Origin of the sequence: Streptomyces sp. NPDC017246 (assembly GCF_044331325.1) — a bacterium.
Lineage (GTDB): Bacteria > Actinomycetota > Actinomycetes > Streptomycetales > Streptomycetaceae > Streptomyces.
In genome coordinates this window covers 175218-189607 of the sequence record NZ_JBIRMW010000015.1, presented here as the reverse complement: position 1 = coordinate 189607, position 14390 = coordinate 175218, and the positions used below count along the sequence as shown (strand labels likewise).

Here is a 14390-nt window from a genome sequence, read left to right as displayed (position 1 = left end):
CGTGTTCGACCTTTCGAGGGACAGCGCCGGGGCCCTCGACCCGTCGGCGGCGGCCGGGAAGGCGACGGCGGACATCCTGGCCGCGACCCTGCACGGCACCGCGCGCGGTGTCGTCGTGGACTCCCCGCCCGGCGCCGGCAAGTCGACGCTCGTGGTGCGGGCCGCGCTCGAACTGGCCGCCGCCGGGCGCCCCCTGATGGTGGTGGCCCAGACGAACGCGCAGGTGGACGATCTGGTGCTGCGGCTCGCCGAGAAGGAGCCGGACCTCGACGTGGGCCGGCTGCACTCGAACGACTCCGACCCGTACGACAAGGCGCTCGACGACCTGGAGAACGTACGGAAGTCGGCGAAGGCCGGGGAGCTGGCCGGGCTGCCGGTGGTCCTCTCCACGGCCGCCAAGTGGGCGCACGTGAAGAACGTCGAGCCCTGGGCGCACGCGATCGTCGACGAGGCGTACCAGATGCGCTCGGACGCGCTGCTCGCCGTGGCGGGTCTCTTCGAGCGGGCGCTGTTCGTGGGCGACCCCGGGCAGTTGGACCCGTTCTCGGTGGTGGGCGCGGAGCAGTGGGCGGGTCTCTCGTACGACCCGTCGGCGAGCGCGGTCTCGACCCTGCTCGCGCACAACCCCGAGCTGCCGCAGCACCGGCTGCCGGTGTCCTGGCGGCTGCCCGCCTCGGCGGCGCCGCTGGTCTCGGACGCCTTCTATCCGTTCACGCCCTTCCGCAGCGGCACCGGGCACGGGGACCGGAAGCTCTCCTTCGGGGTGGCGTCGGACGGTTCGGGTCCCGACCGGGTCCTCGACGAGGCGGCGGAGTCGGGCTGGGGCCTGCTCGAACTCCCGGCCCGGCACACCCCGCGGACCGACCCCGAGGCGGTCGGCGCGGTCGCCCTGGTGGTGCGCCGGCTCCTCGACCGGGGCGGGGCCGCGGTCTCGGAGCGCTCGGAGACCCCGGTACCCCTGACCCCCGACCGGGTGGCGGTCGGCACCGCCCACCGCGACCAGGCGGCGGCGGTGCGGGCGGCGCTCGCGGAGCTCGGTGTGACGGGCGTGACCGTGGACACCGCGAACCGGCTCCAGGGGCGTGAGTACGACGTGACGGTCGTCCTCCATCCGCTGTCCGGGCGGCCCGACGCGACGGCCTTCCATCTGGAGACGGGCCGGCTGTGCGTCCTCGCCTCCCGGCACCGGCACGCGTGTGTCGTGGTCTGCCGGGCGGGGGTGGCGGACCTGCTCGACGCGCACCCGTCGACGGAGCCGGTGCAGCTGGGCGTCGCCGTCTCGTTCCCGGACGGCTGGGAGGCGAACCACGCGGTCCTCTCCCATCTGGCGGAGCACCGGGTCAGCTGGACGCCCTGAGGCCGTCCCGGCCCGGCCCGCCGCCCGAGGGCGCCCCGGTCCTCCCGGCCGCCAGGGCGAGGAGTTCGTCGACCGACCACTGGTCGTAGACGTGTTCGCCGTACTTCACGGCGGCGACGCGGCCGTCGGGCGTGATCAGGAAGTCGGCGGGGAGGCCGAGGCGGCCGGCGGGCTGCTCGGCGGCCGGCAGTCGGCCCCTGCCCCGGAGCAGCTCCCAGGTGTCACGGAGCACGCCCCCGGCGATCGCGGGCCAGCCGCGCGGATCGAGCAGGGCCCGGCGGTGGGACTCCACGCCGAACTCGGCGTACAGCACCTTGCCGGGGTCCGCGACGACGGCGAACGGCAGATGGGCCACGTGCTCGCGGAGCTCCTCGGCCGGCGAGTGGAAGAACACGACCTCCCGGATGCCGGCCCGTGCGATCTCCTCGTGGCGCTGGGCGACCGAGCGCAGATGGAGGTTGCAGACGGGGCAGCCCGCGAAGCGCCGGAACTGCACGTGGGTGGTCCGTTCGGGGTCCGGGAGGGTCAGCTCGGGGCCGAGGACCGGGGTGAGGGTGCGGCTCGGCACGGGGTCGCCGGGGGCCGGCCGGCGGCTGCGGGGCCGGGTCGCCGAAGGGCTTGCGGGAGGGGTTGCGGGAGGGGTCTGGGGCAGGCTCATGGGACACCATCCTCGTAGGCGTACGGCGTACTCCTAACAGCGTAGGCGTAAGGCGTACGCTGTCAACCGTCATGCCACGACCTCGCTCCCTCACCCCGGACCGGCTGGCCGCCGCCGCCCTCGCCGTCATCGACCGCGACGGACTCGCCGCCCTCTCGATGCGCACCGTCGCCAGGGAACTCGGCATGAGCCCCATGGGGCTCTACCGCTACGTCGCCGACCGCGAGGAGCTGGAGGGGCTCGTGGTCGACCGCGTCCTGGGCGACATGGACACCGGCCCGCCCGCAGCCGACGCGCCCTGGCGGGACCGGATCGAGACCATGGTCGGGCGGCTGCGCGACGCCGTCGTCCGCCACCCGGAAGCCGTCCGGCTGACCCTCACCCACCGGCACCGCGCGCCCGGGGGACTGCTCTGGTCGGAGACCGTGCTCGGCATCCTGGCCGAGGCGGGGATCGACGGCGCACGACGGGTCGTCGCCCTGCGCGCGCTCCACGGATACGTCACCGGGGCGATCCAGCTCGAACACCTCGGGCCGCTGGCCGGAGCCGGCACCTCGGCCATCGCCGCACTGCCCGAGGACCGGTTCCCGTATCTGACGCAGACCGCGCGGACGGCCGGCGAGGTGGGCCCCGACCAGGAGTTCTTCGGCGGCCTGCGACTGCTCCTGCGCGGTCTCGACGGCTGACCGCGCCCGGGACCGGACGCCCTCTTGCGGGGCGCGGGACAATGGAAACCGGCCCGGGGTTCCGGGCCGCCCGTGTGCGAAGAGCCGGTGCGCGAAGCACCGGTGAGTGAAGCGTGAAGAGGAGAACGACAATGGCGGAACCCGCGGAGCGGAGCGGACAGCGGCGGCTCAGGCCGGCTCCGCTGGTCTTCGAGCCTGCCGAGGCGACCGCCGACCCGGAGCATTTCTTCGACCTGGAGTCGATAGAGGATCCGCGGGAGCTGCTCTCCCGTGCGACGGAGCTGACGCTGGCGTTCCGCGCGGCGACGGACCGCGCGACCGAGTTCCAGGCGATCGCGGCGGCCCAGCTGGCGGATCCGCGCCGGTTCGACCGGCTGACGGCGGCGGACGTCGCCGAGCGGGCCCAGTGGACCGAGGACTACGCCCGGAAGATGATCGAGTTCGGCCGCGATCTGATCAGGACGGACGGACGGCCCGCGGAGGACTGAGCGGGGGCCGTACGCCGGCGAGCGGGGCCGTACGTCCACCCGTGAACCGGTGGGCGTCCGACCCGCCCGCGAGCGGGGGCCGTACGGCCCTGCGTGAGCGTGGGGCGTCCGCCCGTCCCGGTGGCCGAAAAAGCACCCCTGGCATATGCCGGGGGTGCACGATACTCCTCCCCCTCCCCGCCTGTCCGGGATTCCGTGAACTCTCGGCAACCGGCAGGTGACTCCTGGTAGATCTGGAGTCATGACGACGTGGCTGCGCGAAGAGACCCCGCACGACATCTTCCGGTTCCTCCGGGCGGGCGACGAGGGGCGGCACCAGACCGCCCGGGTGACCGCCGACGGGGCCGCCTGGCTCACCTCGGCCGCCGGGGACCGCGAGGCCGCGCTCACCCGCTGGGAGACCCGGCCGGCCTCGTCGGCGGCACTGCCCTGCGGCACGGTCTTCGACGTCGTCAACGTGGACCCGGTCTTCGGCCGCCGCATGCTGGACCGGCTGTGGGAGGAGGGCCCGGGTTCCGGGCCCGTCGCCGTGCACCGGGGCCGGATGATGCTGTTCGCCGCGCCGGGGACGGCGCAGCGACTGCCGGCCCTCCTCGACTGGGAGGAGTGGGGCGAGGCGGTGCCCCGGCCGCTCTGTCACGGGGTCGGGGACGCCGTGACCGTGCCGCCGCTCGTGCCCTCCGGGGACTCCGGGCCCCGCTGGCTGGTGGCGCCCGACACCCGCAACCCCTGGCTGCCCGGCCCCGAGGTGGTGCTCTGGGCCTGCGTCCGGGCCGTCCGGGCCGCTTCCGCCGCCGACGTGCGGGTATCGATTTTTCCTCCCGCCGATCCGGATGCTAATGTCTACGACGTCAGCAGGCGCCGCTAGCTCAGTTGGTTAGAGCAGCTGACTCTTAATCAGCGGGTCCGGGGTTCGAGTCCCTGGCGGCGCACAGACAGAAGAAGCCCCTCGCGGAAGCGGGGGGCTTCTTCGTGTTCCGGGCCGGCCGGACCGGGGCGCCGCGCGCGGGTCAGCCGACGGCGGGCGGCGCGATCCGGACCGTCCAGCCACCGGCCTCCGTGCGGTCCGTGACCTCGACCCGGACCCCGGTCCCGGGCACGGTGAGGGTCTCGCCCTCCTCCAGGGGGGCGTCCGCGAGCGGCGGGTAGACCGAGCTGTCCCAGCAGGCCTCGGTGCGCGGGTGCGCGTCGACGACCTCGACGGGGCCGTCGCCGGAGGCCGCGTCGGCCCTGACCCGGTAGACGAGCACGCCCTCGGTGCAGGTCCCGGCGTTGTTCCCGGCGTCGCTCCGGGCCTCGATCGCGAGGACGCTGTCGGGGCCGGTACGGACGACGGCGAGCCGGGTGCCGAGCGTCGCGCCGGGCGCCGGCTGGGTGTCGGTGGGCTCCAGGGTGACCATCCGGGGCGAGGTGCCCTGGACGCAGGTCACCTGGTCGCGGGAGAGCCAGCCGAGCTTCCACTTGTGCCAGCCGAAGAGGTCGGGGGAGAGCCCGAACTGGCTGCCCATGACGTCCCAGTCACCCACATGGGTGTCCCAGTCGCCCTTGCCGTCCTCCGGGCGGTGGTAGAGGTCGGGCAGGTCGAAGACGTGCCCGGTCTCGTGGGCGAGGACGTTGCGGTCGGGCGGGTGCCGCTCGAAGACGGTGACGACCCGCTTGATCTCGGTTCCGTCGACCTTCATGGGGTGTTCGAGGTTGACGACCTTGGTGGCGTCGGAGTCCACACCGGGCGCGTCCGGGTCGGCGACGAGATAGACGATGTCGTACCGGGAGAAGTCGACGCTCGCGTCGGCGGCGGCGATCGCGTCCCTGAGGTACGCGGCACGCTGCCCGGCGTCCCAGTCGCGCTGTATGTCGTACGCGCCCGACTCCTTGGGCATCGGGGTCCAGACGCGCTGGGGGTGCGGGCGCAGGACGAAGCGCCCGTAGGACGCGCGGGCGAAGTACTCGCTGGTCGCGGGGAAGTGGTCGGCGGTGAGTTCGGCCGGTCCGGTGAGCGGCTCGGAGTCGGGGAAGGACAGGAAGATCATGACCGCGTCGAGGGTGCGGTCGGGTCGCGGATACGACCTGTTCCAGGTGTCGAGGCCGAGCGAGTGATGGGCCGCGGTACGGGGCAGGGCGCAGGGACTCGCCGAGCTCGCGCCGACGGCGGGGCCCGCGACGAGCCCGGTGGCCGCCAGGGCGGCGAGCGAGGTGAACGCGGCCGCCCCCGCACGCAGTCGTGAGCGTTCCACTCCCCCGGGTGGCTGCTGACCCCTCACGTGGACCTCCGGATCGGGAATGCGGGACTCCCCACCCACCTTGTGACGGTTTGCGGCGTTTCGCATGTTTCCGCTGCCCCGGTCGGGTGAGGGCGCGCCGCCGGGTCGACGCGACACGAACGTGCTTCAGTTCACGGAAAGTCACATTCGGTCACGTCAGCACCGACCCGTGTCAGACCCGCGCAGAAACGATCGGGCGGGGTGCGGCGGTGGGCAGCCTCACAGCGCCGGACGCTCCCCCGGGGCGTCACGAAGCTGGAAGGCTCCCCCGCACGGGCTCTATGATCGGCACACTCTTCCTCGGCCGACCGTCCCGACCACATGTGACCGGCCCGACTGCACTACGGGAGCGAGCGGTGAACGGAACCCCCGAAGGACCGGTGCACCCAGAGCCGCCGGAGACGCACGCGGCGGAGCCCGCACTCACGGAGCGTCACCCCGAGCGGTACGCCGAGCACCGCCCCGAGCACCGCCCCGAGCAGTACGCCGACCGCCGCGCCGCCGAACTCCACGACTACCGCGCCGCCTTCCGGGTCGCCCAGCTCGCCATGGCCGTCGTCGACCAGGACGGCGTGGTCGTCGCCGCCAACGACTCCTTCGGCGCCCTCCTCGGCACCGAGCCCGGGGCGCTCCGCGACCAGGCCGCCGCCGATCTCGTCGACCTCGCGTCCGACGGACGGACCTGGCACGCGTACCGCGAGGTGCTGCGCGGCCGCCGCTCCCGCTTCCGCTGCACCCGCCGCCTCAAGCACCCCGACGGGCGCTCGCTGTGGGCCGAGGTCACCGTCGCGCCCGTGCCCGACGGCCGGCGCGTGCTGCTGTCGATCGCGGACATCAGCGACCGGCGCGAGCTCCAGGCGCGGCTGCGCCACCTCCAGATGCACGACCCGGTGACCCGGCTGCCCAACCGCGCCCTCTTCTTCGAGCGCCTCTCGGCGGCCCTGGAGGCCTCCGCGCAGGACGTCGAAGAAACCGAGGACACCGACGACGCCGAGGACTCCGGGAACGCCCGCGGTCCGGAGGCGAGCGCGGCGGCCAGCTCTTCGTACGAGTCGTACGAGTCGTACGGGTATGGCAGAACAGGGCGGATCGGTCTCTGCTACCTCGATCTCGACGGCTTCAAGGCCGTCAACGACACCCTCGGCCACCGCGTCGGCGACCGTCTCCTCGCCGCCGTCGCCGCCCGTCTGACGGAGTGTGCGGACAGCGACGGCTACACCCGCAGCGGCGGCCATCTCGTGGCCCGGCTCGGCGGCGACGAGTTCGCGGTCCTGGTCGAGGACTCCACCGGCACGGAGCAACTGGCCGATCTGGCCCGGTCGGTGCTGTGCGCGCTCCAGCAGCCCTTCGACCTGGCCGGTCAGCGGCTCTCGGTCTCCGCCTCGATCGGGGTGGTCGAGCGCTCGGGACACGGGACGACGGCGACCTCGCTGATGCAGGCCGCGGACACCACGCTGTACTGGGCGAAGGCGGACGGCAAGGCCCGCTGGACCCTCTTCGACCCGGAGCGCAACGCGCACCGGATGACCCGGCAGGCGCTCTCCTCCACCCTGCGGCCGGCCGTGGAGCGCGGGGAGTTCGCCCTGGAGTACCAGCCCCTGGTGGACCTCTCGGACGGGGCCGTGCGCGGGGTGGAGGCGCTGGTGCGCTGGAACCACCCACAGTTCGGCTCGCTCGCGCCGAATCGGTTCATCGGGATCGCCGAGGAGGACGGCTCCATCGTGGAACTGGGCCGGTGGGTGCTGCGCACGTCCTGCCGTCAGGCCCGGCAGTGGCAGAAGGACCGGCCGGGCGAGCGTCCGATCTTCGTGAGCGTGAACGTGGCGGTGCGTCAGGTGTGGGACTCCGACCTGGTCGCGGACGTGGCCGGCATTCTCGCGGAGACCGGTCTCGCCCCGCATCTGCTCCAGCTGGAGCTGACGGAGTCCGCCGTGATGGGCTCGGCCGGACGGCCGCTCCAGGCCCTCCAGGCGCTGAGCGACATGGGGGTGCGGATCGCGATCGACGACTTCGGCACCGGCTACTCGAACCTGGCCTATCTCAGCCGGCTGCCCGTCTCTGTGCTCAAGCTGGACGGCTCCTTCGTACGGGGCTTCCAGGACGAGGAGCACGCCAACCCGGCGGACGAGCTGATCGTCGAGGCACTGGTGCAGCTGGCGCACCGGCTGGGGCTCACGGTCACCGCGGAGTGCGTGGAGACCTCGGGGCAGGCGAGCCGGCTGCGCCGGATCGGCTGCGACACGGGGCAGGGCTGGCTGTACTCGCGGGCGGTGACCCCGGACCGTATCGCCGAACTGATCGGCACGGAGCCGCTGAGCGTCTGAGGGCTCCGGAGGCACGGGCGAGCAAGAGCGCGAGGGCATGGAACTGCCCCCGGCCGGAGGGACATTCCGGGCGGGGGCAGCGGTTCATGAGGGGTTCGGCGGGTCAGTCACTCAGCAGGCGCCGAGGTCCTTCCAGACGCCCCACTCGCCGGTCGTGCCCGGCGTCTCGTTCTGGGTCCACCACTGGGCCTTGTACTTGCGGCCGTTGTGGGAGACCTCGTTGCCCGCGTTGTAGACCGTGCCGGCCACGTACGCCGGGAGCGAGCCGCAGCCCGTGGGCGGGGTCGTCGGCGGGGTCGTCGGGGGCGTGGTGGGCGGGGTGGTCGGGGGCGTCGTCGGCGGGGTGGTCGGCGGCGTCGTGGTGGGCGGGGTGGTGGTGCCGCCGAGCGCGGTGTTGATCTGCTTGAGCAGGGTGACGTTCTCGTCCAGACCGAGGAGCGAGTACATCATCGCGCCGGCCAGGCCGCGCTGCTTGGCGTAGTCCACCCGGGCCTGGATGGACTTCTGGTTCAGGCCGGTGAAGAACTCGCCGTCCTTGTAGAAGTACGAGGACTTCGAGGGCTCGTCCCAGAAGGTGGTCGACGCGTTGTCGACGATGCCGCCGAGCTCCTTGTAGTGCGCGATGCCGGCCTGCTGGCTGAGCGGGCGGACGTTGGAGCCGCCGGTCGCGGTCTGCGCGAGGCCGTTGGTGGTCCCGGCCGGGACGCCCTTCCAGCCGCGGTAGTAGAACTCGTAGCCGAGGGTCAGCTTGTTGGCGGGGAAGCCGCCCGTGATGCCGTAGGCCGGCTTGCCGTCGATCCAGGAGTCGATCGCGTTGTCGATCGAGTACTTCTCGGTGCCGGGCGCGATCACGTCGGTCGGGTCGTTCGCACCGGAGTACAGCGGGGACTGGTGGTACGTGGGCCCGTCGCCGTCCCAGGCGCCGTGCATGTCGTACGTCATGATGTTCGCGTAGTCGAGGTACGCGCCGATCTTGTCCGTCTCGATGTACTTGATCTTGTCCTGGCCGGCCGGGAGGGCCGCGGTCAGCAGGTACTTCTTGCCGCCGTTGGCCGTGCCGTACGCGTCGAGCTGCTTGCGGAACTCGGCGAGGAGCAGCGTGAAGTTCTGCTTGTCCTCGGGGGCGTAGTGGTTGCCCAGGTGACCGCCGGAGGAGCCGGGGTACTCCCAGTCGATGTCGATGCCGTCGAAGATGCCGGCCGCCGTGCCGGCGCCGCCGAAGCCGCCCTCGACGGGCAGGTTGCCCTTGATGTACTGGTCGATGCAGGAGGTGACGAGCTTCTTGCGGCTCGCGTCCGTCTTCGCCGCGTCGCTGAAGTACTTGGAGTACGTCCAGCCGCCGAGCGAGATGTTGATCTTCAGGTGGGGGTACTTCGCCTTCAGTTCCTTGAACTGGTTGAAGACGCCCACGATCGGCTGGTCCCACTTGTCGGCGACGCCGTCGACGCTGTCCGCCGCGCTGAAGGACTTCTGGTAGTCGGCGTACGAGTCGCCCGCACCGTCACCCGCGTTGGGGTTGTTGTCGTCACCGGCGGCCTTGTTGGCCTCGAAACAGGTGAGGTTGGTGGGGTGGATGTTGCCGAACGAGTAGTTGATGACGTCCAGCTGGCCCGCGATGCCCCGGGTGTCGAGGTGCTTGGGGTAGAACGCGTTGCCGTAGACGCTCCACTGGTCGTAGTACGCGATACGCACACCACCCGCAGCGGCAGTGGTCGTCGTGTCGGCCGCCTGGGCGGAGCCGAGGCCGACGGTCGCCGCGAGGGCGCCGGCGGCGAGGGCCGTGCTGAGGAGCGCGGCGATCAAGGGCTTACGGGGGTGCACGTGCGGCCTCCATGGGGGAGTGCGGGGGTGGTGCCGTACAGGAGCTGGAGCAGTGATAACCGGCGCGTGAACAGTGCGTCAATGGTCTGAACCAGATTGAGGACTAGACCAATTCGAGGAAGAAAGGCCTTGTCAGCGACCCGCAGCACAAAACGGAACCGCCCGCCACCATCGGTGACGAGCGGTTTAAGGTTCACTTACGGTTCACGCGAGCCGGATCCGTGCAGGAACCAACCGGTGGCGCGGACCAGGGTTTTTACCCGGCCGCCCCCGGCCCGGAACGCACGCCGCGCCCCTACGGCTCCGGCAGCTCCGGGAGTTCGTACGCGTCCGCGATGAGCTCGTAGCTCCGCACCCGCTCCGCCCCGCCGTGCCCGTTGGCCGTGATCATCAGTTCGTCCGCGCCGGTCCGCTTGCGGAGGTCGTCGAGGCCCGTACGGACCTCGTCCGGGGTGCCGTACACGATGTTCGCCAGCCAGTCGTTCACGAACTCCCGCTCGGCGGAACTGAATCCGTACGCCTCCGCCTCCTCCGGCGTCGGCACGAGACCGGGCCTGCCGGTGCGCAGCCGCAGCATCGCGAGGGCGCCGGCGAGGACCTGACGGCGCGCCTGCGCCGCCTCCTCGGCGGCGAACGCCGAGACGCCGATCATCGCGTACGGGGTGTCGAGCAGCGCCGAGGGCCGGAAGGAGTCCCGGTAGAGGTCGAGCGCCGGGATCGTGTTCCTGGCCGAGAAGTGGTGGGCGAAGGCGAAGGGCAGCCCGAGCAGGCCGGCCAGCCGGGCGCTGAAGCCGGAGGAGCCGAGCAGCCAGATCGGCGGGCGGCCCTTCGGGCCCTGCACCGGGCCGGGGACGGCGTGGATCCGGGCGTACGGATGGCCGTCCGGGAATTCGTCGTCCAGGAACCGGGTCAGCTCGGCGAGCTGCTCCGGGAAGTCGTCCGCACCCTCGTTGAGGGTGGTGGTGCGCCGGAGGGCGGCGGCGGTGGCCCCGTCGGTGCCGGGCGCGCGCCCGAGGCCGAGGTCGATCCGGCCCGGGGCGAAGGCCTCCAGGGTGCCGAACTGTTCGGCGACGACGAGCGGCGCGTGGTTGGGCAGCATGACGCCGCCCGAGCCGAGGCGGATGCGCCGGGTGTGGGCGGCGAGGTGGGCGAGGATCACCGCCGGGGACGAGGAGGCGACGCCGGGCATGGAGTGGTGTTCGGCCACCCAGTGCCGGTGGAAGCCGCGCCGCTCGGCGAGCCTGCTCAGCTCGACACTGGTGGCCAGCGCCTCGGTCGCGGTCCTGCCGCTGCCGACGGTCACCAGGTCCAGTACGGACAGCGGTACGGGCGCGGTCCCCCGCGCCTCTCCTCGAATAGCGTCGGTCACCTTCGGGACCCTCCTCGGCACGCTCGCGGACACTTCGCCGACGTGCCACGCGGACACGTCGATCGGCTATATCAGGGGGAGAACAGGAGGGAGTCTCCGTTTATTCCGGCGGTTCTCGGCCACCGGTCGGACCGCTGCGGCGTCCGCTTCCCCATAAAAAATCTCCCGCTCCCCCGGGCCGAACACCTGCGCGAGCACCCTCGCGTACAGCCCTGACCTGAGCCTCTGCGAAGCACTCATGACCATGGCATATGCCAGGGTGGTGCGCCCCAGCGTAGGGCCCGGATGCTCCGCATCATTCTCGCCAACAGCCGCCCCGTAAACGGTGCTTGGCGGCTATCGTGGTAAGAAAGCTTGCGGTCACAACCTGGTAGGGGGAAACCGTGGCGCTGAAGCCCGAGCCCACCGCGCCGTTCCACTCGGTGCAATACGCCTTGCGCGTCCTCGAGACGATCTCACGGCACGGTGGCGGAGTGACGGACGTCCAGATCGCGCGCGAAACGGGCCTGCCCGTCGCCCACCTCTCCTCGCTGCTCCTCATGCTCCGGCGCGAGGGGTACGTCGAGCAGGTCGCCGACGGCGCGTACGTGATCGGGGACTCCCTCGTCCTCCTCGGCTCCGGCATGACCCGCCGCGAGGCCCTGGAGGCGAAACTCCAGGAGACCCTGACCGAGCTGCGCGACTCCGTCGGCGCCGCGGTCTACATCAGCCGCTACATCGACGGCGAGGTGAAGATCACCCAATTCGCCGACGGCCCGCGCACGCCCAAGGTCAACGAGTGGGTGGACTTCCGCTCGGCGGCGCACGCCAGCGCGGTCGGCAAGTGCCTGCTCACCCAGCTCGACCAGAACGGACGGCGGGACCACCTCTCCCGCCACAAGATCGCCCGGCTGACCTCCCGGACGATCACCAGCGAGCGGATCCTCTTCTCCAAGCTGGACAGCCAGCCCCCGACGGTCCCGGTGCTCGACCTCCAGGAGTACGCGGTGGGCACGGTCTGCGCCGCCGTCCCGCTGACGGCCGGCTCCGCCGTGGGCTGTCTGGCGCTCTCCCTGCCGATCGAGCACGCCCACCGGCTGCGCTCGGCGGCCGACACGCTGAACCGCAGGGCCGCTCCGGTGGTCATGGCGCTGGCGATCTGAGGCATTCGGGGGCCCTGACGGCCCGGTCGCGCGGGGTGGTCATGAGCACCCCGCGGAACCGGGTAGTATTTTCTCTGTCAGCAGGCGCCGCTAGCTCAGTTGGTTAGAGCAGCTGACTCTTAATCAGCGGGTCCGGGGTTCGAGTCCCTGGCGGCGCACAGACGGAAGAAGCCCCTCGCGGAAGCGGGGGGCTTTTTCGTGCCCTCGCCCCCGCCGGGGGCCGAGCCGCTCCCGGCAGGAGCGGGCCGTTCCCGCGGGTGGCCGAGCCGCTCTCCTCAGGCTCTGAGGTAGGTGAGGACGGCCAGGACGCGGCGATGGGTGTCCTCGGCCGGAGGCAGGTCCAGCTTCGCCAGGATGTTGCCGATGTGCTTGCCCACGGCGGCCTCGGTCACGACCAGACGCCGGGCGATCGCCCCGTTCGAATGCCCCTCGGCGACGAGCCCGAGGACCTCGCGCTCGCGCGGGGTCAGCGCCTCCAGCGGATCCCGGTGGCGGCGCAGCAGCTGCCGTACGACCTCGGGGTCGACGACCGTCCCGCCGTCCGCGACCCGGGCGAGCGCGTCCAGGAACTCCTCCACCTGCCCGACCCGGTCCTTGAGGAGATAGCCCACGCCGGTGCCGTCGCCCGCGTCGAGCAGGTCGGCGGCGTAGCTGCGCTGCACGTACTGGCTGAGGACGAGGACCGGAAGCGCGGGCCGCTCGGCGCGGAGCGCGACCGCGGCCCGCAGCCCCTCGTCCTGGAAGCCCGGCGGCATCCGGACGTCGGTCACCACGATGTCCGGGTCGTGGGCGACGACCGCCTCGCGCAGACCGTCGGCGTCACCGACGGCGGCGACGACCTCGTGGCCGAACCGGGCGAGGAGACCGATCAGTCCCTCCCGGAGGAGGACGCTGTCCTCGGCGAGGACGACTCGGAGCTTCCGGCCGGCGCCGGGCTGTCGGTCGTCGGACGGCCGGTCGATGCCGAGCTCTCGGTCGATGCCGAGCTCTCGGTCGGTGCCGTGCTCTCGCTCGGCGCCGGGCTGTCGGTCAGTGCGGGGCACGGGATCTCCACTCGGAGGAGGGTCGGCCCGCCCGGCGGGCTCATGATCGCCAGTGTGCCATCGAGAACGGCGATCCGGTCGGCGAGTCCGGTGAGCCCGGTGCCCCCGGCCGGATCGGCGGCGCCGCGGCCGTCGTCCTCGATCTCGATCCGCAGCACGCCCTCCTCGTGCCGCGCCCGGATGCCCGCCCGGGCCGCCCCGCTGTGCTTGCCGATGTTGGCGAGCGCCTCACAGCCGGCGAAGTACCCCGCGCTCTCGACGGACACCGGCAGCCGGGGCAGCTCGATGTCGACGGTGACCGGGACGGCGGACCGGTCGGCGGCGTCGGCGAGGGCCGGGCCGAGCCCGTAGTCGGCGAGGACCTGCGGATGGATGCCGTGGATGAGCTCGCGCAGCTCGGCCAGGACCCGCCCGGCCTCCGTGTGCGCCTTCGCCAGCTGCTCGGCGAGCGGCCCCGGAGGGGCGTCGAGCCGGGCGAGGCCGAGGGTCATGGTGAGGGCGACCAGGCGTTGCTGGGCCCCGTCGTGCAGATCGCGCTCGATCCGGCGCCGCTCGGCCTCGAACGCGTCGACGAGCCGGGCCCGGGAGGCGATGACCTCGCCGATCCTGCCGCCGCGCGTGTCGCTCTCGCGCGGGGCGAGCAGGGCGCGGGCGAGGCCGGCCCGCGCTCCGGCGACGGCGGCGAGCGGATAGGCGAGGACGACGAGGAGCAGTGCGCCGAGGAGGGCGGTCGCGAAGGCCTCCGGATAGGAGGAGACCAGATACGCCTTGACGACCTTGGCCTCCTCGCCGTCCACCGCCAGTTGGACGGGGGCGCTGAGGAGGGTGACCGGCAGGCCGATCCCGACGGCGACGGCGAGGAGGTCGAGCGGCCACAGGACGGTGGCGAGGAGCAGGGCGTACGCCAGCTCCCGCCAGGTCGCCTGCTCCCCCGCCCGCAGCCGGAGCCAGGCGGCCGGGCCGGGGGCGGTGGGGACGCGGTGCGGGTCGGGGGCCGGGTCCAGGTCGACGAGCCGGAGACGCCGGCGCTCGACGCCGCCGAGGGCCAGCCCGGAGAGCAGGAGCGGGGGCAGCCCGACGAGGAAGACGGAGAACAGTCCGAGCAGCAGGAACAGGGCACAGCAGGCGGCGCCGATCAGGCCCCCGGTGACCAGGTACGCGGCGGCCCGCCAGGGCCAGGGCCCGAGGGGGAAACGGGGGCGGGTGAGTGCCTGCCAGGGAGTACGGGGGTCCATGACGCC

Annotated in this window: 12 protein-coding genes and 2 tRNA genes; 8 read left to right on the top strand and 6 right to left on the bottom strand. The window is 72.5% G+C overall.

Annotated features, from left to right (window positions below; all coding sequences use genetic code 11):
• The first annotated feature begins 1 nt into the window (after nucleotide 1).
• Nucleotides 2-1357, top strand: coding sequence for an AAA family ATPase (locus ACH4MY_RS29980; RefSeq protein WP_398006895.1), 1356 nt, complete (start codon nucleotides 2-4; stop codon nucleotides 1355-1357).
• Here ACH4MY_RS29980 and ACH4MY_RS29975 read toward each other — a convergent pair.
• Nucleotides 1341-1925: a peroxiredoxin-like family protein gene (locus tag ACH4MY_RS29975; RefSeq protein WP_398006847.1), complete on the bottom strand. Its 585-nt coding sequence runs from the start codon at nucleotides 1923-1925 to the stop codon at nucleotides 1341-1343. The genes ACH4MY_RS29980 and ACH4MY_RS29975 overlap by 17 nt on opposite strands.
• 161 nt (nucleotides 1926-2086) lie before the next feature.
• On the opposite strand from ACH4MY_RS29975, the gene ACH4MY_RS29970 reads away from it, so the two are divergent.
• The 4 genes from ACH4MY_RS29970 to ACH4MY_RS29955 all read left to right on the top strand — a co-directional run bounded on the left by ACH4MY_RS29970 (nucleotide 2087) and on the right by ACH4MY_RS29955 (nucleotide 4121).
• Nucleotides 2087-2701 carry a TetR/AcrR family transcriptional regulator gene (locus tag ACH4MY_RS29970; protein ID WP_398006846.1) on the top strand — a complete coding sequence of 205 codons (615 nt, stop codon included), beginning with the start codon at nucleotides 2087-2089 and terminating at the stop codon, nucleotides 2699-2701.
• A gap of 131 nt (nucleotides 2702-2832) precedes the next feature.
• Complete coding sequence (locus ACH4MY_RS29965) at nucleotides 2833-3189, top strand: hypothetical protein (protein ID WP_398006845.1); 357 nt, start codon at nucleotides 2833-2835, stop codon at nucleotides 3187-3189.
• Nucleotides 3190-3430: 241 nt separating this feature from the next.
• Nucleotides 3431-4057 (top strand): bifunctional DNA primase/polymerase, encoded by a 627-nt coding sequence (locus ACH4MY_RS29960; RefSeq protein WP_398006844.1) that lies wholly within the window; start codon nucleotides 3431-3433, stop codon nucleotides 4055-4057.
• A tRNA-Lys gene (locus ACH4MY_RS29955) sits at nucleotides 4048-4121 on the top strand. The genes ACH4MY_RS29960 and ACH4MY_RS29955 overlap by 10 nt, the downstream gene beginning before the upstream one ends.
• Before the next feature lie 78 nt (nucleotides 4122-4199).
• Here the strand turns inward: ACH4MY_RS29955 and ACH4MY_RS29950 are convergent.
• Complete coding sequence (locus ACH4MY_RS29950; protein WP_398006843.1) at nucleotides 4200-5450, bottom strand: M6 family metalloprotease domain-containing protein; 1251 nt, start codon at nucleotides 5448-5450, stop codon at nucleotides 4200-4202.
• Between the two features lie 356 nt (nucleotides 5451-5806).
• Here ACH4MY_RS29950 and ACH4MY_RS29945 point away from each other — a divergent pair, with 356 nt between their 5' ends.
• Nucleotides 5807-7774: a putative bifunctional diguanylate cyclase/phosphodiesterase gene (locus tag ACH4MY_RS29945; RefSeq protein ID WP_398006842.1), complete on the top strand. Its 1968-nt coding sequence runs from the start codon at nucleotides 5807-5809 to the stop codon at nucleotides 7772-7774.
• A 111-nt stretch (nucleotides 7775-7885) separates the two neighbouring features.
• Here the strand turns inward: ACH4MY_RS29945 and ACH4MY_RS29940 are convergent, their stop codons facing one another.
• Both ACH4MY_RS29940 and ACH4MY_RS29935 read right to left on the bottom strand, forming a co-directional pair.
• A complete protein-coding gene (locus ACH4MY_RS29940) occupies nucleotides 7886-9595 on the bottom strand; it encodes a glycosyl hydrolase family 18 protein (protein WP_398006841.1) in 1710 nt (569 codons plus the stop codon).
• A 295-nt stretch (nucleotides 9596-9890) separates the two neighbouring features.
• Nucleotides 9891-10964, bottom strand: a complete 1074-nt coding sequence (locus ACH4MY_RS29935; RefSeq protein WP_398006840.1) for an LLM class flavin-dependent oxidoreductase — start codon at nucleotides 10962-10964, stop codon at nucleotides 9891-9893.
• A gap of 383 nt (nucleotides 10965-11347) precedes the next feature.
• On the opposite strand from ACH4MY_RS29935, the gene ACH4MY_RS29930 reads away from it, so the two are divergent.
• On the top strand, nucleotides 11348-12106 hold the full coding sequence (locus ACH4MY_RS29930; protein ID WP_189829773.1) for an IclR family transcriptional regulator: 759 nt from the start codon (nucleotides 11348-11350) through the stop codon (nucleotides 12104-12106).
• An 84-nt stretch (nucleotides 12107-12190) separates the two neighbouring features.
• Nucleotides 12191-12264: transfer RNA gene (locus tag ACH4MY_RS29925), tRNA-Lys, on the top strand.
• Nucleotides 12265-12381: 117 nt separating this feature from the next.
• Here ACH4MY_RS29925 and ACH4MY_RS29920 read toward each other — a convergent pair.
• Nucleotides 12382-13068 (bottom strand): response regulator, encoded by a 687-nt coding sequence (locus tag ACH4MY_RS29920; RefSeq protein ID WP_398006894.1) that lies wholly within the window; start codon nucleotides 13066-13068, stop codon nucleotides 12382-12384.
• Nucleotides 12975-14384 (bottom strand): sensor domain-containing protein, encoded by a 1410-nt coding sequence (locus ACH4MY_RS29915; protein ID WP_398006839.1) that lies wholly within the window; start codon nucleotides 14382-14384, stop codon nucleotides 12975-12977. Before ACH4MY_RS29915 ends, ACH4MY_RS29920 begins: the two co-directional genes overlap by 94 nt.
• Nucleotides 14385-14390: the final 6 nt, after the last annotated feature.